Origin of the sequence: Ramlibacter sp., assembly GCF_035548915.1 — a bacterium.
Lineage (GTDB): Bacteria > Pseudomonadota > Gammaproteobacteria > Burkholderiales > Burkholderiaceae_C > Ramlibacter.
This window is the reverse complement of the sequence record NZ_DASZSE010000044.1, coordinates 164,516-182,680: the sequence shown is the minus strand read 5'-3', so window position 1 is coordinate 182,680 and position 18,165 is coordinate 164,516. Positions and strand designations below refer to the sequence as shown.

The window sequence follows — 18,165 nt, the reverse complement described above, 5'->3', positions numbered from 1 at the left end:
CGTGCGTCGATGCCATACGCTGTATGACATGAAAGAGGAGTCCATCGTGCGGGTCAACGGCAGATTCGAGGGCGAAGCCGAACGGCAGGTCGAATACCTGGTCAAGTCGTTGGGCGTGAGCGTGAGCGAGGTGTTGCGCCTGTCTGTCGACAGCTACTATCGCCAAGTGCGCGGTTCGACGCCTGCGTTGCGAAGCTTCGCCAAGCATGTGGGTCACTATGCTAGCGGGACTCGGGGGACATCGGCCAACTACAAGGATGAAGTGGGCGATGCGATGCACGCCAACCACACGCACACGAAGTTCGAGAACCTGCTGGCCCGCTGATCGCACTGCCCTCACCCCCACCCTCTCCCACAGGGAGAGGGAGAAACAGCCCCGCCGCCGCCATCAGGTCTAGTGCGCCTTCTCCCACGTCGGTCCCACTCCGAACTCGGCCAAAAGCGGCACCCGCAACTCCGCGACCGAGGCCATCATCCGTGGAATCTCGGCGCGCGCCCACTCGACTTCGTCCTCGGGCACCTCGAACACGAGCTCATCGTGCACCTGCATGATCATCTTCGTGCGGCGCTTTTCGCCATCGAGCACCTGCTGCACCTTCACCATCGACAGCTTGATGAGGTCCGCCGCCGTTCCCTGCATCGGCGCGTTGATCGCCTGCCGCTCCGCGCTGCCGCGCCGCGGGCCATTGGGTGAATTGATCTCGGGCAGATAGAGGCGCCGGCCGAACACCGTCTCCACATAACCCCGGCTCTTGGCCGAAAGCCGCGTTTCGTCCATGTACTGCTTCACGCCCGGATAGCGCTGGAAGTAGCGGTCGATGTAGGCCTTGGCCGCCGCGTTCTCGATGCCCAGGTTGCGCGCGAGCCCGAAGCTCGACATGCCGTAGATCAGTCCGAAGTTGATCACTTTCGCATAGCGCCGCTGTTCGCTCGACACCTCGTTCACCGCGACGCCGAACACTTCGCTCGCGGTCGCGCGGTGCACGTCGACGTTCTCGCGGAACGCGCGCGTGAGCGCCTCGTCCTCGCTGATGTGCGCCATGATGCGCAGTTCGATCTGCGAATAGTCCGCGCTTGCGATCAGGTGCCCCGGCGGCGCGATGAAGGCCTCGCGGATGCGGCGGCCCTCGGCCGTGCGGATCGGAATGTTCTGCAGGTTCGGATCGTTGCTCGAAAGGCGCCCCGTCACCGCCACCGCCTGCGCGTAGTGTGTATGCACGCGGCCCGTGCGCGGATGCTGCATCTGCGCGAGCTTGTCGGTATAGGTGCCCTTCAGCTTCGAGAGCGAGCGGTGCTCCAGCACCTTCGCGGGCAGCGGGAAATCCTCGGCGAGTTTTTCGAGCACCTCTTCGTCCGTGCTCGGGCTGCCGCTGGCCGTCTTCTTCACGACGGGCAGGCCGAGCTTGCCGAAGAAGATTTCGCCGATCTGCTTGGGGCTGCCGAGATTGAAGGGCTGTCCCGCGAGTTCGTGCGCATCGCGCTCCAATTGCATGATGCGCGCCCCGAGTTCCTTGCTTTGCCGCTCGAGTTCCGCCGCGTCGATCAGCACGCCGTTGCGCTCCACGCGGTAAAGCACTTCGCTGCACTGGATTTCCAGCTCGTAGATGAAGCGCAGCTTCGCGTCCCGCTGCAGCTTGTCCCAGAGCACCAGGTGCACGTCCAGCGTCTGATCCGAATCCTCGCAGGAGTATTCGGCGGCCTTGTCGATCGGCACCTGGTTGAAGCCGATCTGGTTGGCGCCCTTGCCCGCGATCGTCTCGTAGTCGATCCCGCTGCGCCCGAGGTGGCGCTCGGCCAGCGACGCCAGGCCGTGCGGCTTGTGCACTTCCAGCACGTAGCTTTGCAGCATCGTGTCGTGCGCGTAGCCCTGCACTTCGACGCCGTGGTTGGCGAACACGTGCCGGTCGTACTTGATGTGCTGCCCGAGCTTCGCCTTCGCGGGGTCCTGAAGCCACGGCTTCAGCTTCGCGAGGACTTCGTCGCGCGGCAGCTGGTCCGGCGCGCCCTGGTAGTCGTGCGTGAGCGGGATGTAGCACGCCACGCCGGGCTCGATGCTGAACGAGAGCCCCACGATCGATGCGCGCATCTCGTCGAGCGAATCCGTTTCGGTGTCGAGCGCGACGAGTTCGGCGGACTCGATCTTCGCGAGCCACCGGTCGAACTCGTCCCAGTGGAAGATGCAGTCGTACTGAAGGTTCGTGACGCGCGAGAGGCCACTCAGGTCCGGCTCGTCGATCGGCGCGGCGGAGCCCGGGCCGACGCGCTTTTTCGTGCGCTGCTCCTCGATCAGCTCCGGCGGCACGTCGTGGATTTCGAGCTGCTTCACGAGCCCCTTGAAGCCGTAGCGGTCGTAGAAGACCTTGAGCTTCTCGGTATCCTGCCCGCCGATCGCGATTTCTTCCAGCGAGGGGAAGCCCGCGATGTGGTCCTTCAGGTCGCAGTCGGTGCGGATCGTGAGGATCCTGCGCCCGGTGGGCAGCCATTCGAGGGCGCGGCGCAGGTTCTCGCCGACGGCGCCCTTCACCTCGTGCGCGTGCGCGATCAGGTTGTCGAGCGAGCCGTATTCCTGCAGCAGCTTCACCGCGGTCTTGGGCCCGACCTTGTCCACGCCGGGGACGTTGTCGACCGAATCGCCGACGAGCGCCTGGTAGTCCACCATGAGCCGCGGCGGCACGCCGAACTCTTCCTCCACGCCGCGGATGTCGCGCTTGCGGTCGTTCATCGTGTCGATCACGACCACCGACTCGTTCACGAGCTGCGAGAGGTCCTTGTCGCCGCTCGAGATGACGGTTTCGAAGCCGTGCCGCGTGCCCACGCACGCGAGCGTGCCGATCACGTCGTCGGCTTCCACGCCGGGCACGTTGAGCACCTTCCAGCCGAGGAGCTGCACGACTTCGTGGATCGGGTCGATCTGCGCGCGCAGATCGCTCGGCATCGGCGAGCGGGTGGCCTTGTACTGCGGATAGATGTCGTCGCGAAACGTGGTGCCGGGCGCATCGAACACGCAGGCGGCATAGTCCGCGCGCACGTCCTTGCGCAGCTTCTGCATCATGTTGATCATGCCGCGGATGGCGCCGGTCGCGGGACTCGCGGGGTCACCCGGGACCACGCGCAGGTCGGGCATGGCGTGGAAGGCGCGGTACAGGTAGCTGGACCCGTCGACCAGCAGCAGCACCTTCTTGGATTGGGGCTCGCTCATGGGTTGGATTGTGCCTCGCGGGGGGCGGGATACCTTTTACGCAGAGGACGCGAAGGTGACGCAGAGGACGCAAAGAAAGTCCCCTTCAGAATTCGAAGCCGATCCAGACCTTCTGATTCCTCTGCGTCTTCTGCGTAACCTCTGCGTCCTCTGCGTCGAAAAACCTACCTACAATCCCCCTCATGCGCGCCCCGCTCCTGCTCACGCTGGCTCTGGCCTCCTCCGCCCTGGCACAAACACCCCCCGACGCGCCCCGCGAGAAGCTCGACCCGCGCAAGAACCAGAAGATCGAGCACATCGTGACCGAGGACGACGCCACGCGCATCGACGAATTGCGCGTCGCGGGCCAGGCCGAACGCATCACCGTCCAGCCGAAGCACAGCTCGCTGCCCGCCTACGAGATCGAGCCTTCGCACATGCTGCGCGACCGCCCCGGCGACGCGCGCGACGGGCTTTCCGCCGCCAACGGCAAGCGCGTCTGGAACGTCTTTTCCTTCTGAACCCGTGGCCGTCTTCACCGAAGTCTCCGCGGACGAGGCCGAAGCGCTCCTGCGCAAGCTGAACCTGGGCGCGCTGAAGGAACTGCGCGGCATCCACGGCGGCATCGAGAACACCAACTACTTCGTCACGTCCGAATCGGGCGACTACGTGCTCACGCTCTTCGAGCGGCTGGACTTCGAGCACCTGCCGTTCTACCTGCACCTGATGAAGCACCTGGCGCACCACGGCATCCCCGTGCCCGACCCCCAACCGGACGCCGGGGGCGAAATCCTGCACAGCCTTCGCGGCAAGCCCGCGGCGATCGTGAACAGGCTCCCGGGCCACAGCGAGCTCGCCCCGGCCGTGCATCACTGCGCGGAGGTGGGCGCGATGGTGGCTCGCATGCACCTCGCGGCGCGCGACTACGAGGGCCGGCAGCCGAACCTGCGCGGCCTCGCGTGGTGGAACGAGACGGTGCCGGTCGTGCTCCCCTTCCTCGAGGCAAGCCAGGCGGCGCTGCTCACCGGCGAGCTCGCCTACCAGAACCACGTCGCCGCCGGCTCGGCGTACGCCGCCTTGCCCCGCGGCCCGGTGCACGCCGATCTCTTCCGGGACAACGTCATGTTCCAGGACGGGCGGCTCACGGGCGTCTTCGACTTCTATTTCGCGGGGGTGGACAGCTGGCTGTTCGATCTGGCCGTGTGCCTGAACGACTGGTGCATCGACCTCGCCACCGGCCGGCACGAACCCGACCGCGCCCGGGCGCTGCTCGCCGCCTACATGCGCGTGCGGCCGCTTTCGGCGGCCGAGCGCGGGCTGCTGCCGGCCATGCTGCGCGCCGGCGCCCTGCGCTTCTGGGTGTCGCGCCTGTGGGACTTCCACCTGCCCCGCGACGCGGCGCTGCTGAAACCGCACGATCCGACCCATTTCGAGAGGGTGTTGCGCGAACGAGTCGCCCACCCGCTGCGCATGGATTGAGCCCACCCGTTAAATTTGTCACGCAAGCGGAAAGAGGCGATGCTCTTCGCCTGTCACTTTGCCGCGTCCAATGACGACTTCCCTGCGTATCCATCTGTGAAACTGAATATCGTCCCGGCACGCACCGGCATCCTGTGGGTCAAGCTCGGCATCCAGACCTTCCTGCGCCAGCCGCTGGCGCTCGCGGGACTCTTCTTCATGTTCTTCATGGTGTTCATCCTGCTTTCCGCGGTGCCGACGATCGGCCCGCTCCTCGCGATGGTCCTGATGCCCGCCGCCACGCTGGGCATGATGGCCGCGAGCCGGCAGGCCTCGGAGGGCCGGTTTCCCATGCCGTCGGTGCTGCTGAGCGCCTTCCAGGCCGGGCAGCTGAGGGGCCGTGCGATGCTCGTGCTCGGCACGATCTACGCCGCGGCGCTGCTCGTGCTCTTCTTCTCGGTGGCCCCCTTCATGGGCCCCGACGCGGCCGACCCGCAGGGCGGCACCGTGGACGCCGCCCTCGGCCGCCTGAGCACGGGCGTGTTCGTCTACGCCCTGCTGCAACTGCCGCTCGCGGTGCTCTTCGCGCATGCGCCCGCGCTCGTGCACTGGCACGGCCTCGGGCCCGCCAAGAGCCTTTTCTTCAGCGCGGTCGCCTTCTGGCGCAACCTCGGGGCCTTCGCCGTGTTCGGCGTCACCTGGTTCGTCTTCCTGATGGGCGTGAGCCTCGCGCTCAATCTCGTGCTGATGCTCTTCGGCACCGTGCCCACGCTGGAAGCGATGATCCCCGTCTGCCTGCTGGTGATGTCCATCATGTCGACTTCGATGTACTTCACTTTCCGGGACATCTTCGTCGCGACGCCCGAGGAAGCGCCCGACTTGCCCGCATCGACCCCCCCTCACGGAGAAGACCCATGACACAGCACATCCTGCTTGGCCGCACCGAAGACGAGATTCTCTGGTTTCGCCGCCGCAGCTTCCTGCGGGCGGCGGCCGCATGGACCGCGATGGGCGGATTCTCCGCCGCGTGGGCTCAGCAGCGCACGAACGTGGTGGAGCGCAGCGGCGACATCCTCCTGAACGGCGAAAAGCTCGTGCCGGGCGCGTACATCCAGACCGGCGACCGGATCGAGACGGGGCCGCGGTCGCACATCGTCTTCGTGATGGGCAATGCCGCCTTCGGCGCGCGCGAGAACACGCGCATGACCGTGGAGCGCGGCGCGACGCTCGACGCGGTGAGCGTGCTGCGGATGATCACGGGCGCGGTGATCAGCGTCTGGTCGCGCGGCAACACCCGCACGATCCAGACGCCGACGCTCACGGCGGGCATTCGCGGCACGGGCGTGTACACGGAAATCTTCACCAACCAGGCGGACCGCACGTATTTCTGCAACTGCTACGGCACCATCGACATCGACGCGGGAGGCGACCAGGTCGTCTCGCAGGCCGAATACCACCAGTCGTTCTGGGCCGAGCCCGAGCCGCGCAACGGGCGCTTGCTCACGCCCGCGAAGGCGATCAATCACACCGACGAGGAACTGGAAGCGATGGCGGGCCTGATCGGGCAGAAGACGGCGTGGCAGATTCTCGGCAGGAAGGGCGTGAAGGACGGGCAGGGGTACATGCAGCAGGAGCCGCCTTCGATGCATCCTGCGGCGCCGCGGTAGGGGCGGGTCTTCGCTCTTGTGGCATTCACCGCAGAGGCGCGGAGAGCGCAGAGGGCCGCAGAGGAACAAAAGAAAGAATTCTCTCTGCGGCCCTCTGCGTTTCTCTGCGCCTCTGCGGTGAGCACGATCTTGGCGCTACGATCCGGTCCATGAAACCGAGCGCCTGGATCGTGACCGCTGTCCTCGCGCTCGCCGCATGCAACGACTCCAGCGACAAGCCCTGGTCCGGCTACGCCGAAGGCGACTACGTCTACATCGCCGCGCCGCTCGCGGGCACGCTCTCGCGCCTTGCCGTCGCCGCCGGCCAGCAGGTGAAACGCGGCACACCGCTTTTCGAACTCGAATCCGGCTCTGAAGAGGCGGCCCGCGACGAAGCGCGCGCGCGCCTGGCAAGCGCACGCGCCCAGGCCCTCGACACCGAAAAAGGCCGCCGCCCACCCGAAATCGCCGTGCAACGCGCCCAGCTCGAACAGGCGCGCGCGCAGCAGGCCCTGGCCGAACGCGAGTTCGCGCGCAAGTCGAGCGTGGCCGAAGGCGGCGCCGTCTCGCGCGAAGACCTCGATCAGTCGCGCGCGGCCGCCGTGCAGGCACGAGCGCGTGTGGCCGAACTCGAAGCCGCGCTGCAGGTCGCGCATCTGCCCGCGCGCGGCGACACGCAAGCCGCGGCGCAGGCACAGGTCGAAGCGGCGCAGCAGGCGCTGCAGCAGGCGCAGTGGCGCACGGGGCAGAAACAGCAGACGGCGCCGCAAGACGCGGTGGTGAGCGACACCTTCTTCCGCCCCGGTGAATTCGTGGCGGCGGGGCAGCCCGTGCTCGCGCTGCTGCCGGCTGCCAACATCAAGGCGCGGTTCTACGTCGCCGAAAACGAACTGCATTCGATCGCGCTCGGCCGCAGCGTGAAGCTTTCGTGCGACGGCTGCGGCGCGCCGATCGACGCGCGCGTGAGCTTCATCGCGACGCAGCCCGAATACACGCCGCCCGTCATCTATTCGAATTCGCAGCGCGCAAAGCTCGTGTTCCTGATCGAGGCGCGGCCCGCGCCCGCGGATGCCCGGCGGCTGCGTCCGGGCCAGCCGCTGGACGTGCGTCCGGCGGGCAACGCAACCGGCTCATGAGCGACCCCGCATGACCGACCCGCAGTGGGCCATCGACGTGCGCGGGCTCACGAAGCGCTATTCGGGGCGCGCGGTGGTCGACCACGTGGACCTGCGCGTGGGCGCGGGACGCATCTGCGGTTTTCTCGGCCCGAACGGCAGCGGCAAGACGACGACCATCCGCATGCTGTGCGGGCTCCTGAAGCCCGACGAAGGCGAAGGCACGTGCCTCGGGCTCGACGTGATCCGCGAGTCGCGCCGGATCAAGGTGCAGGCGGGCTACATGACGCAGAAGTTCGGCCTCTACGAAGACCTCACGATCCGGCAGAACCTCGACTTCATCGGCCGCCTCTTCGAGCTGCCCGACCGCCAGCGCGAAGTCGACGACGCGCTCGAGCGCCTGGGCCTCGTGCAGCGGCAGCACCAGCTCGCGGGCACGCTCTCGGGCGGCTGGAAGCAGCGGCTCGCGCTGGCCGCGTGCATGATCCATCACCCGAAGCTGCTCCTGCTCGACGAGCCGACGGCGGGCGTGGACCCGAAGGCGCGGCGCGAGTTCTGGGACGAAATCCACCGGCTCGCGACCGAAGGCATCACGGTGCTCGTGTCCACGCACTACATGGATGAAGCCGAGCGCTGCCACGAACTCGTCTACATCGCGTACGGCACGGTGCTCGCGCGCGGCACGGGCGAGGAGGTGATCCGGCAGGCGGGGCTCGAGCCGGGCGCGACGCTCGAGGAAGCGTTCGTGAGTCTCATCGGCCGGGCGAAGGACAACTTCGCGGATGCCGCGGCATGATCGGCCTGTCGTGGAACCGCACGCTCGCGGTCTTCATCAAGGAGTTCCAGCAGATGCTGCGCGACCGGCTCACGTTCGCGATGGCGATCGGCATTCCGGTGATCCAGCTCATCCTCTTCGGTTACGCGATCAACACCGATCCGCGCGGCCTGCCGACGGCGCTCGTCTCGGCCGATGCGAGCCCCATGGCGCGCAGCATCGTGGCCACGCTGCAGAACACGGGCTATTTCAGGATCGCGCACGTCGGCACGAGCGAAGCCGAGGCCGAGCGACTGCTGGAGACCGGCGACGTGCAGTTCCTCGTGGTGATTCCGCCGCGCTTCGGGCAACGCATCGTGCGAGGCGAAAAACCCGCGCTGCTGCTGGCCGCGGATGCGACCGATCCGTCGGCCGCGGGGCCGGCGCTCGCGGCCTTGCAGGGCGCGGCCGCGCAGGCGCTCAGGCGCGATCTGCAAGGTCCGCTGATGCGTCTGCAGGCGCAGGGGCTGCCCTATGACGTCGTGGTCCACCGCCGGTACAACCCCGAGGGCTTGTCCCGCTACAACATCGTTCCGGGTCTCGTCGGCACGATCCTCACGATGACGATGGTGATGCTCACGTCGCTGGCCATCACGCGCGAGCGCGAGCGCGGCACGATGGAGAACCTGCTGGCCACGCCGGTGCGGCCGGCCGAGGTGATGGCGGGCAAGATCCTGCCCTATGTGGTGATGGGGTACGTGCAGCTCGCGGTGATCCTCGGTGCGGCGTGGCTTCTCTTTCGCGTGCCGATGACGGGCAGCATCCCGCTCCTGCTCGCGATGATCGGTGTGTTCATCGTGGCGAATCTGGGCGTGGGCTTCACGTTTTCCACACTGGCGCACAACCAGCTGCAGGCGATGCAGATGACGTTCTTTTTCTTCCTGCCGAGCATGCTGCTGTCGGGCTTCATGTTCCCGTTTCGCGGGATGCCCGAGTGGGCGCAGGCGATCGGGGAGCTGCTGCCGCTCACGCACTTCCTGAGGATCGTGCGGGGGATCATGCTGAAGGGGACGGGGTTCGCGGAGCTATGGGGCGAGCTGTGGCCGCTGCTCGCGTTCATGGTCGTGGCGTCGGCGGTGGCGCTGAAGAGGTATCGGCAGACGCTGGATTGAGGGGCCGTGCCTCCCGGGCATGACGCACTTCCACCACCCGCTGCGGATACGGAATCTCGATCCCCGCCTCGCGCAGCCCTTTCAGAATCCGCAGATTCACATCCGACTTCACGTTCATCTGCCCGTTCGCCGGATCCTCGATCCAGAAATACAGCACCCACTCCAGCCCGTCGGGCCCGAAGCGCGCCAGCCGCGGCGACGGCGCCGGCTCCGCGATCACCCGCGGCGTGCCCGCCGCCGATTCGACGAGGATGCGCTGCACGGCATCGACGTCCGAGTCGTATCCCACCGTCACTTCCGTCTGCACGAGGACGCGCGGGTCGGCGAGCGACAGGTTCTCGATGCGCTCGGTGATGAGCTTCTCGTTCGGCACGATCGATTCGCGCCCCGTCAACGAACGGATCAAGGTGTAGCGCGTCTTGATGTCCGCCACCACGCCCTCGAAATTGTCGACGCGCACCGTGTCGCCGATGCGCAGGCTGCGCTCCCAGAGAATCACGAAGCCGCTCATGTAGTTCGCAGCGAGCTTCTGCAGGCCGAATCCGAGGCCCACGCCGACGGCGCCACCCAGCACCGACAGCGCGGTGAGGTCCACGCCGACCGCCGACAGCGCGAAGAGCAGCCCCACGATCACCAGCACGACTCGGATCGAATTGTTCGCCACCTTGCGCAGCGACAGATCGTGCACGGCCTCGCGCAGCACGTTGCGTTCGATGGCGGCTGAAATCCACAGCGTCAACACGAGCACCGCGCCGGCCGAAAGCACTCCCTGCACGAGCGCGAGCAACGTCACCTTCGACTTGCCGAAGGCGAATTCGATGTTGTCCATCTCGGCCATCACGTCGGGCAGCAGGCCGACGATCCACAGCACGGCCGCGATCCACGCGAGCCACGAGAACAGGCGCTCGACCAGTCGCGCAAGCGGCGAACGCGGGAACACGATCGTGAACACGCGCGCCAGGAAGCGGATGCCCGCGAGGGATATCAGCACCGGCACCGCGATCCGCAAGAGCGGCACCGCCTGGAACTTGCCCATGACGCCGCGCGCGGAGTAGACCAGCACGAGCGCCAGCAGCGGGAAGAGAAGCCCGTCGACGATCGCGCGGCCGAACCACACCGATTCCTCGTTGCGGCTGCGACCGAGCAGCCAGGCGATGCCCCACGCCGCCGCGATGCAGGCGACCAGGGCGAGCAGCTCCCATCCCACGGCGCCATGGGCGAGATCACGGATCAGGCGATCGAGTTCGGTCATCGTTGTTGTTGTTGTTGTGGCGCGAAGTGTCCTCGCCCCAGCCCGCCCCCGGAGGGGGAGAGGGAAAGGCAGCTCACTTCCAGGACGGCTTGCGCTTTTCGACGAAGGCGGTCACGCCTTCCTGCGCGCACTCGTGGATCATGTTGGTCGCCATCACCTGGTTGGCGAGCTGGTAGGCCGCGGCCGTGCCCATTTCGCGCTGGCGGTAGAACAGCTCCTTGCCCAGGGCGATCGCGAAGCGGGGCTTCGCGACGATGCTCGCCACGAGCCGCTCCACCTCGTCGTCGAGCTGTTCGGGCGGCACGACGCGGTTGACCAATGCGCGCTCGCGCGCCTCGTTCGCGTCGATGAAGTCGCCCGTCAGCATCATCTCCATCGCCTGCTTCACGGGCAGGTTGCGCACGAGCGCGACGCTCGGCGTGCCGCAGATGAGGCCGAAGTTCACCCCGCTGATCGCGAAGCTCGCATCGGTGGAGGCCACGGCCAGGTCGCACTGCGCCACGAGCTGGCAGCCCGCGGCCGTCGCGATGGCATGCACGCGCGCGATCACGGGCACGGGCAGCGCCTGGATCGACAGCATGAGGCGGCTGCAGCGCGCGAAGAGGTCCTCGTAGTAGGCGCGTTCGGGCCGGGCGATCATTTCCTTCAGGTTGTGCCCGGCGCAGAAAGCCTTGCCGCTTCCTGCGATCACCACGGCGCGCACCGACCCGTCGGAGGCGATGCGGTCGACGGCCGACTGCAGCGCGGCGAGCATGTCGTCGCCGAGCGCGTTGAAGGTCTTCGGGCTGTTCATCGTGAGCGTGACGACGCCGCGCGCGTCGCGCTCTTCGAGGAGGAGGGGTTGTTCGTCGTTCATCGATGTGTCGTCCACGCGTTACGGGGTGCCCTGGATCCCCGCTTTTGCGGGGATGACGAACGATGCACGATGCCTCGGTCGCCTTGTGAATGACCCGCTAGACATCGGCCAGCACGCGCAAGTGCGCTTCCACGCTGCGCCCGAGCGCGCTCAGGTTGTAGCCGCCTTCCAGGCTGGAGACGATGCGGCCTTTGCAGTGCCGCTTCGCGACCGCCTTGATCTGTTGCGTGAACCATTCGTAGTCGGCCTCCACCAGCCCGAGCTGCCCCAGGTCATCTTCGCGGTGCGCATCGAACCCCGCACTGACGAAGATCATCTCCGGCTTGAATTCTTCCAGCCGCGGCAGCCACATCTGCTCCACCAGCTCGCGGATCGCCGGACCCTTCGTATACGCCGGCACCGGCACGTTCACCATGTTGTCCGACTTCGGATTCGTGCCGCTGTAAGGATAGAACGGGTGCTGGAAGATGCCCACCATCAGCACGCGCTCGTCGGTGGAAAAGATGTCTTCCGTGCCGTTGCCGTGATGCACGTCGAAGTCGACGATCGCCACGCGCTTCAGGCCGTGCCGCTCGAGCGCATAGCGCGCCGCGACGGCGATGTTGTTGAAGATGCAAAAGCCCATCGCCCGGTCGTGCATGGCGTGGTGCCCGGGCGGGCGCACGGCGCAGAAGGCGTTTTCCAGCTCGCCGCCGATCACCGCGTCCGTGGCCGCGAGCGCCGCGCCGGCCGCCCGAAGCGCCGCGTTCCAGCTGAACTCGTTCATCGCCGTATCGGGGTCGATATAGAGCAGTTCCCCGCCGCCGGCCGCCTGCTGGTCGCGAATCTCGTCGGCCAGGCCGCGGATCGAGGCGACGTGGCGGCGGTCGTGCGCCAGTTCGATGTCCGCCGTGGGCGCGAGCGGGGCTTCGCGCCGTTCGAGCGCGTCGCCCACGCCCGTGACGAGCAGGCGGTCCTCGATGGCGTCGAGCCGCTCGGGACACTCGGGATGGCCGCGGCCCATGTCGTGGCGGCGGCAGTCGGGGTGGGTGAAGTAGCCGGTCTTGCCCACGCTTCGTCTCCAATCGGCCCGATTTGCAGTAAGGTTCCTGCATGGACCCACAACAAAAACTCAGAACGCTCCTCGACCAGCTTAACACGGTGATCGTCGGAAAGCCCACCCAGATGCGCGACTGCGTCGCCTGCCTGCTCGCGGGGGGGCACCTGCTGATCGAAGACGTCCCGGGTGTCGGCAAGACCACGCTGGCGCTGGCCCTCGCGCGGTCCTTCGGCCTGCAGTTCTCCCGCGTGCAGTTCACGGCGGACCTGATGCCCAGTGACCTCTCCGGCGTTTCCGTCTACGACCGAGGCAAGGAAACCTTCATCTTCCATCCGGGTCCGATCTTCGCGCAGGTGCTGCTCGCCGACGAAATCAACCGGGCGAGTCCCAAGACCCAGAGCGCCTTGCTGGAAGCGATGGAGGAAAAGCAGGTGTCGGTGGAGGGCGAAACGCGCGTGCTGCCTTCTCCCTTCTTCGTGATCGCCACGCAGAACCCGCACGACCAGCTCGGCACCTTCGCCCTCCCGGAGTCGCAGCTCGATCGCTTCCTCATGCGTATTTCGCTCGGCTACCCGGACCGCAAGGCCGAACGCGAGCTCTACACCGGCACCGATCGGCGCGACATGATCGGCACGCTTCACAACACCCTCTCGCCGATCGAGCTGCAGGCGCTGCAGCAGCAGGTGCTGGAGGTGCATGCCTCGGCCGCGCTGCTGGACTACGTGCAGGACCTCGTGACGACGAGCCGGTCCGGCCGCTGGTTCCTGCAGGGCCTCAGCCCGCGCGCGGGCATCGCCGTGATCCGCGCGGCGAAGGCGCAGGCGCTTCTTTCCGGCCGAGACTACGTCGCCCCCGACGACATCCAGGCGATCTTCGCGCAAACCGCCGCTCACCGCATGATCCCGGTAGGCGACGCCGGCCGCGGCCCGATCGAGCAGGCCAAGGCGATGCTGGAGGCGGTGCCCCTGCCGTGATCGCGACGCTCCTCAACCCGTTCGGCTACGCCAGGAAGCGCTTTCGCCAGTGGTGGCAGCTTCGCCTGCCGCTCACCGACACGATCACGCTCACGCAGCGCAACGTCTACATCCTTCCCACGCGCCCGGGCTTCATGCTCGCGCTCACGCTGGTCGTGCTGCTCATCGCATCGATCAACTACCAGCTCAATCTCGGCTACCTCCTCACCTTCCTCCTCGCGGGCAGCGCCGTGGTCGGCATGCACGTATGCCACTCCACGCTGCGCGGGCTCACGATGAATCTGAAGCCGCCCGACCCGCAGTTCGCGGGCGCGAGCGCGACGCTCTCCATCACCCTCTTCAACGCGCGCCGCTCGGTGCGGCACGGCATCGGCTTCGCCATGCTCGACGAGGCGCACCCCGACCGCTGGAGCTGGACCGACGTGCCCGCCCAGGGCAGCTGCACGGTGCAGGTCGCCTTCAAGCCCGAGCGGCGCGGCCTGCATCGCGTGCCGCCGCTCACCGCGGAGACGCGCTTTCCGCTCGGTACCTTCCGCGTGTGGACCGTGTGGCGGCCGGCCTCGCAGGTGCTCGTGTACCCGATGCCCGAGCCCTTCCCGCCGCCGCTGCCGCCGGGCGAGCCGCGCTCGGGCGGCGCGCAGGTGGCGCGCATCACGAACAGCGGCGAGTTCGAGGGGGTGCGTGCCTACCGGCGCGGGGATCCGCTGAAGCTCGTCGTGTGGAAGAAGGCCGCGAAAAGCAACGAGCTCGTGAGCCGCGACACGATGCAGGCGCAGCGCTACGAACTGTGGCTGGACCTCGCGCTCGCGGGCCATCTCGACATCGAGCACAAGCTCTCGCGGCTCACCGCCTGGGTGCTGCAGGCCGACAAGATGGGAGTCGACTTCGGCCTGCGCCTGCCGCACCTGCAGATGAAGCCCGGGTCGGGCGAGGCGCACAAGCGCCGCTGCCTGGAGGCGCTCGCCACATGCTGAGCGACCTGCGCCAGCGGCTTGCCGCGCTGCCGCGCGACACGCGCGACACGCTCTTTCTGCTCGTGGTGATCGGGTGGGTGGTGCTGCCGCACGTCGCGCATCTGCCGTTGTGGTGTTCGGCCCTCACGGCCGTCGTGCTGGTGTGGCGCGGCACGCTCGCCGTGCGCGGCAAGCCCTTGCCCAACCGCCTGTGGATGATCCTCCTCATCGTCCTTACGCTCGGCGCGACACTCTTCACGCACCGCACGCTCCTCGGGCGCGACGCGGGCGTGACGATGATCGTGGTGCTGCTCGCGCTGAAGACGCTCGAGCTGCGCGCGAAGCGCGACGCCTTCGTGGTGTTCTTCCTCGGCTTCTTCGCGATGCTCACCAACTTCTTCTTCTCGCAGTCGCTGCCGGTGGCCGCGGCGATGCTCGTCGCGCTGCTCGGTCTGCTCACCGCGCTCGTGAACGCGCACATGCCCGCGGGCCGGCCGTCGCTGCGCGAAGCCGCGCTGATCGGCGGGCGCATGGCTCTGCTCGGCGCGCCGATCATGGCGACGCTCTTCGTTCTCTTCCCGCGCTTCGCGCCGCTCTGGGGCATCCCGAACGACGCGCTGGCCGGCAGAAGCGGCCTCACGTCGGAGATGAACGTCGGCACGATCGCGAGCCTCGCGCTCGACTCCAGCATCGCCTTGCGCGTGAAGTTCGACGGCGCGCCGCCGGCGCTGGCCGATCTCTATTTCCGCGGCCCGGTGCTGTCCTCGTTCGACGGGCGCACGTGGCGGCCGCTCGCGCCGCGTCCGGGTGTGTCGTTCGCCGAATTCCTCGGCGTGAGTTCTCACCTGCAGGTGGCTGGCGAGCCCGTGCGCTACGAAGTGACGCTGGAGCCGAACAACCGGCCGTGGCTCCTCACGCTGGACGCCACGCCCGACGCGCCCATGGCCCCGGGCCTCGAAAGCGTGATGACGAACGAATTGCAGTGGCTCTCGACGCGCGCGGTCACCGATCTGCTGCGCTATCGCGCAACGGCCTTCACGCAGTTCCGCCACGGCCCCGACACGCGCAACGGCCTCCTTCCCGAATACCTCTACGTGCCCACCGGCAGCAACCCGCGCACGGCCAGCCTCGCGGCCGACATCGCGCGCCGCGTGCCCGGGGACAAGGCGCAGCAGGTGCAGTACGCGCTCGACCTGCTTGCCAACGGCGGCTACGTGTACACGCTGCAGCCCGGCACTTACGGCGCCGACACGGCCGACGAATTCTGGTTCGATCGCAAGCAGGGTTTTTGCGAACACATCTCCTCCGCCTTTGCCGTGCTGATGCGCGACCTGAACATCCCGGCGCGCGTCGTCACGGGCTACCAGGGCGGCGAGCTGAATTCCGTCGACGGCTATTGGACGGTTCGCCAGAGCGACGCGCATGCGTGGACCGAAGTGTGGCTGGCCGGCCGCGGCTGGGTGCGCGTCGACCCGACGGGCGCCGTGATGCCCGGCCGCGTGGGCTCGCGCCAGCGCCTGCAGGCACCCGAAGGCCTCTTCGCGGGCGCGCTCGGCGCGGTGAATCCGACGCTCGCGGCCAACCTCCGCGCCGCGTGGGAGGCCCTGAACAACAGCTGGAACCAGTGGGTGCTGAACTACACGCAGAGCAAGCAGCTCGATCTGCTGAAGAACCTCGGCTTCAAGTCGCCGAGCTGGGAAGATCTGAGCTACGTGCTCATCGCGCTCGTCGTCTTCGTGTCGCTCGCGGGCGCGGCATGGAGCTACTGGGAACGCGTGCAGCACGACCCCTGGCTGCGGATGCTGTCGCGCGTGCGCAGGCGCCTCAGGCACCAGGGCATCGAGCTGCCCGCATCCACGCCGCCCCGGCAGATTGCGCAATTGGTCACAACACGGTTCGGCGCGAATGCGCGAGCATTGGCCGAGTGGCTGCTGAAGCTGGAAGCCCAGCGCTACAGCCGTGGCGCGCGCGAGGACCTTGCCGCTTTGCGCCGCGAATACAAGAACCTGGCCTGGCCGAGCTGATGCGTCTTCCTTGCGCTGTCTTTCTCCTCGCGGCCGCGGTCTTCATGGCCGCGCAGCCGAGCCACGCCCAGCCGCCCCAGAACCTGAAGCAGCAACGCGCCGTGCGCGGCAAGGGAGTGCCGTACTCGGGGCGCGAGGATGCGATGCGCTTCGCCGACGAAGTCGCGGCGCGCGACCACCTCGACCCGCGATGGGTGCGCGACGCGATCGGCCAGGCGCGGCAGCTTGCCGTGGTGGCGCGCCTCATGCAGCCGCCGCCGGCCACCTTCACCAAGAATTGGAACGCGTATCGCAGCCGCTTCATCGAGCCGGTGCGCATCGGCGCGGGCGTGCGGTTCTGGGACGAGAACCGCGCGACGCTCGCGCGCGCCGAGCAGGAGTTCGGCGTGCCGGCCGAGATCATCGTCGGCCTGATCGGCGTGGAGACGATCTACGGGCAGCAGATGGGCGACTTCCGCGTGCTCGATGCGCTGGCCACGCTCGCCTTCGACTTCCCCGCGAGCCATCCGCGCGCGGCCGAGCGCGAACGCTATTTCCGAGGCGAGCTCGAGAGTTTCCTTGCGACGCACTACGCGAACCGCACGGATCCGCGCAAGCCTCGCGGCAGCTACGCGGGCGCGAGCGGCATGGCGCAATTCATGCCGGGCAGCATCGCGAAATGGGCGGTGGACTACGACGGCGACCGCGTGATCGACCTCACGCGCAGCGCCGACGACGTGATCGGCTCGGTCGCCAACTACTTCAAGGGTTTCGGCTGGCAGCCGGGCATGCCCACGTACTACCCCGTCGCATTCGACACGGAGAAGCTGGACCTCGAAACGCTGCTCGCCCCCGACATCCTGCCCACCTTCACCGTGCAGTCGATGCGGGAAAAGGGCGTGATCCTGGAGGGCGCCGCGCTCGAACACAAGGGGCCGCTTGCGCTCGTCGAACTCCTGAACGGCGGCGAGCCGCCGACTTACGTCGCGGGCACGGAGAACTTCTACGTGATCACGAGGTACAACTGGTCGAGCTACTACGCGATGGCGGTGATCGAGCTCGGGCGGGCGGTGAAGGAAGCGCGCGACCGGCCGCAGGCGAAGACACCATGAGCGTGACCTTCGCATCGTGGCAGGCGGTCTGGCGGGCGCTCGACGGCCGCGAGGCGGACCGCGCACTTTTCGAAAAGCTCGTGGCCGCCTACAGCGAGCGGCATCGCCACTATCACACCCTGCAGCACCTGCGCGAATGCCTGGTGCTGCTCGACGAATCGCGCGCGCTCGCGGCACGGCCGCACGAAGTGGAGCTCGCGTTGTGGTTCCACGATGCCGTCTACGATGTGCATGCCGGCGACAACGAGGAGCGCAGCGCGACCTGGGCCGAGGAGGCGATCGGCCCGTCGGCGGCGGGGCGGCGCGTGCACGACATGGTGATCGCGACGAAGCACACGGGCGCCCCCGTGGACGATCCGGACACCCGCCTGCTGCTCGACATCGACCTCGCGATCCTCGGCGCGCCGCCGCAGCGCTTCGACGAATCGGATGCGCAGATCCGCAGCGAATACTCGTACGTGCCGCTCGCGCAGTTCGGCAAGCGGCGGTGCACGATCCTCGGCGGGTTCCTCGGGCGTCCGCGGCTCTATGCCACGGACGCATTCCACGATCGCTTCGAGTCGCAGGCGCGCGGCAATCTCGCGCGGGCCATCGTGCGGTGGGGACGTGAGGTGGGATTGCCGTGAGCGCTGCCGACCGTACGAGGCGCGTGC

Annotated in this window: 16 protein-coding genes and 1 pseudogene; 13 read left to right on the top strand and 4 right to left on the bottom strand. The window is 67.7% G+C overall.

The annotated features are described in order from the left end of the window. The first annotated feature begins 28 nt into the window (after positions 1–28). Positions 29–325 carry a hypothetical protein gene (locus VHA82_RS18860; RefSeq protein ID WP_325546629.1) on the top strand — a complete coding sequence of 99 codons (297 nt, stop codon included), beginning with the start codon at positions 29–31 and terminating at the stop codon, positions 323–325. A gap of 69 nt (positions 326–394) precedes the next feature. On the opposite strand, the gene polA is transcribed toward VHA82_RS18860, so the two are convergent. Beyond that, positions 395–3,199, bottom strand: a complete 2,805-nt coding sequence (gene polA, locus VHA82_RS18855; protein WP_325546627.1) for a DNA polymerase I — start codon at positions 3,197–3,199, stop codon at positions 395–397. 182 nt (positions 3,200–3,381) lie between these two features. Between polA and VHA82_RS18850 the strand changes: the two genes are divergently transcribed. From VHA82_RS18850 to VHA82_RS18820, 7 genes and pseudogenes are all read left to right on the top strand, one after another. Then, the gene (locus VHA82_RS18850; RefSeq protein ID WP_325546625.1) at positions 3,382–3,699 is read left to right on the top strand and encodes a hypothetical protein; all 318 of its coding nucleotides are present in this window, start codon (positions 3,382–3,384) and stop codon (positions 3,697–3,699) included. 4 nt (positions 3,700–3,703) lie between these two features. Further along, complete coding sequence (locus VHA82_RS18845; protein ID WP_325546623.1) at positions 3,704–4,657, top strand: homoserine kinase; 954 nt, start codon at positions 3,704–3,706, stop codon at positions 4,655–4,657. Positions 4,658–4,753: 96 nt separating this feature from the next. Next, positions 4,754–5,554 carry a BPSS1780 family membrane protein gene (locus VHA82_RS18840; protein ID WP_325546621.1) on the top strand — a complete coding sequence of 267 codons (801 nt, stop codon included), beginning with the start codon at positions 4,754–4,756 and terminating at the stop codon, positions 5,552–5,554. Further along, positions 5,551–6,303, top strand: coding sequence for an iron dicitrate transport regulator FecR (locus VHA82_RS18835; RefSeq protein WP_325546619.1), 753 nt, complete (start codon positions 5,551–5,553; stop codon positions 6,301–6,303). The genes VHA82_RS18840 and VHA82_RS18835 overlap by 4 nt, the downstream gene beginning before the upstream one ends. Positions 6,304–6,452: 149 nt before the next feature. Next, positions 6,453–7,418 (top strand): HlyD family secretion protein, encoded by a 966-nt coding sequence (locus tag VHA82_RS18830; RefSeq protein WP_325546617.1) that lies wholly within the window; start codon positions 6,453–6,455, stop codon positions 7,416–7,418. 10 nt (positions 7,419–7,428) lie between these two features. Beyond that, positions 7,429–8,124: pseudogene (locus VHA82_RS18825) on the top strand (ABC transporter ATP-binding protein); the annotation flags it as partial. Between the two features lie 65 nt (positions 8,125–8,189). Continuing rightward, entirely contained in the window at positions 8,190–9,323 is a 1,134-nt protein-coding gene (locus tag VHA82_RS18820; RefSeq protein ID WP_325546615.1) for an ABC transporter permease, read from the top strand. Here the strand turns inward: VHA82_RS18820 and VHA82_RS18815 are convergent. The 3 genes from VHA82_RS18815 to VHA82_RS18805 all read right to left on the bottom strand — a co-directional run bounded on the left by VHA82_RS18815 (position 9,268) and on the right by VHA82_RS18805 (position 12,482). Continuing rightward, positions 9,268–10,575, bottom strand: a complete 1,308-nt coding sequence (locus tag VHA82_RS18815; RefSeq protein ID WP_325546612.1) for a mechanosensitive ion channel family protein — start codon at positions 10,573–10,575, stop codon at positions 9,268–9,270. The genes VHA82_RS18820 and VHA82_RS18815 overlap by 56 nt on opposite strands. 73 nt (positions 10,576–10,648) lie before the next feature. After that, complete coding sequence (locus VHA82_RS18810) at positions 10,649–11,431, bottom strand: enoyl-CoA hydratase (RefSeq protein ID WP_325546610.1); 783 nt, start codon at positions 11,429–11,431, stop codon at positions 10,649–10,651. A gap of 97 nt (positions 11,432–11,528) precedes the next feature. Further along, a complete protein-coding gene (locus tag VHA82_RS18805; protein ID WP_325546608.1) occupies positions 11,529–12,482 on the bottom strand; it encodes a histone deacetylase family protein in 954 nt (317 codons plus the stop codon). A gap of 41 nt (positions 12,483–12,523) precedes the next feature. Between VHA82_RS18805 and VHA82_RS18800 the strand changes: the two genes are divergently transcribed. From VHA82_RS18800 to VHA82_RS18780, 5 genes are read left to right on the top strand one after another with little or no spacing between them, the layout of a single operon-like run. Beyond that, entirely contained in the window at positions 12,524–13,444 is a 921-nt protein-coding gene (locus tag VHA82_RS18800) for a MoxR family ATPase (RefSeq protein WP_325546606.1), read from the top strand. Next, complete coding sequence (locus tag VHA82_RS18795; protein ID WP_325546604.1) at positions 13,441–14,418, top strand: DUF58 domain-containing protein; 978 nt, start codon at positions 13,441–13,443, stop codon at positions 14,416–14,418. The genes VHA82_RS18800 and VHA82_RS18795 overlap by 4 nt, the downstream gene beginning before the upstream one ends. Continuing rightward, positions 14,412–16,421 carry a DUF3488 and transglutaminase-like domain-containing protein gene (locus VHA82_RS18790; protein ID WP_325546602.1) on the top strand — a complete coding sequence of 670 codons (2,010 nt, stop codon included), beginning with the start codon at positions 14,412–14,414 and terminating at the stop codon, positions 16,419–16,421. Before VHA82_RS18795 ends, VHA82_RS18790 begins: the two co-directional genes overlap by 7 nt. Then, complete coding sequence (mltB, locus tag VHA82_RS18785) at positions 16,421–17,512, top strand: lytic murein transglycosylase B (protein ID WP_325546600.1); 1,092 nt, start codon at positions 16,421–16,423, stop codon at positions 17,510–17,512. The genes VHA82_RS18790 and mltB overlap by 1 nt, the downstream gene beginning before the upstream one ends. Then, the gene (locus VHA82_RS18780) at positions 17,509–18,138 is read left to right on the top strand and encodes an N-methyl-D-aspartate receptor NMDAR2C subunit (RefSeq protein WP_325546598.1); all 630 of its coding nucleotides are present in this window, start codon (positions 17,509–17,511) and stop codon (positions 18,136–18,138) included. Before mltB ends, VHA82_RS18780 begins: the two co-directional genes overlap by 4 nt. The last annotated feature ends 27 nt before the right edge of the window (positions 18,139–18,165 follow it).

Excerpts from the sequence above, each read along its gene's own strand:
- VHA82_RS18860 (WP_325546629.1), top strand. The coding sequence starts at position 29 with ATGAAAGAGGAGTCCATCGTGCGGGTCAACGGCAGATTCGAGGGCGAA.
- polA (WP_325546627.1), bottom strand. The coding sequence starts at position 3,199 with ATGAGCGAGCCCCAATCCAAGAAGGTGCTGCTGCTGGTCGACGGGTCC.
- VHA82_RS18850 (WP_325546625.1), top strand. The coding sequence starts at position 3,382 with ATGCGCGCCCCGCTCCTGCTCACGCTGGCTCTGGCCTCCTCCGCCCTG.
- VHA82_RS18835 (WP_325546619.1), top strand. The coding sequence starts at position 5,551 with ATGACACAGCACATCCTGCTTGGCCGCACCGAAGACGAGATTCTCTGG.
- VHA82_RS18830 (WP_325546617.1), top strand. The coding sequence starts at position 6,453 with ATGAAACCGAGCGCCTGGATCGTGACCGCTGTCCTCGCGCTCGCCGCA.
- VHA82_RS18820 (WP_325546615.1), top strand. The coding sequence starts at position 8,190 with ATGATCGGCCTGTCGTGGAACCGCACGCTCGCGGTCTTCATCAAGGAG.
- VHA82_RS18815 (WP_325546612.1), bottom strand. The coding sequence starts at position 10,575 with ATGACCGAACTCGATCGCCTGATCCGTGATCTCGCCCATGGCGCCGTG.
- VHA82_RS18810 (WP_325546610.1), bottom strand. The coding sequence starts at position 11,431 with ATGAACGACGAACAACCCCTCCTCCTCGAAGAGCGCGACGCGCGCGGC.
- VHA82_RS18800 (WP_325546606.1), top strand. The coding sequence starts at position 12,524 with ATGGACCCACAACAAAAACTCAGAACGCTCCTCGACCAGCTTAACACG.
- VHA82_RS18790 (WP_325546602.1), top strand. The coding sequence starts at position 14,412 with ATGCTGAGCGACCTGCGCCAGCGGCTTGCCGCGCTGCCGCGCGACACG.
- mltB (WP_325546600.1), top strand. The coding sequence starts at position 16,421 with ATGCGTCTTCCTTGCGCTGTCTTTCTCCTCGCGGCCGCGGTCTTCATG.
- VHA82_RS18780 (WP_325546598.1), top strand. The coding sequence starts at position 17,509 with ATGAGCGTGACCTTCGCATCGTGGCAGGCGGTCTGGCGGGCGCTCGAC.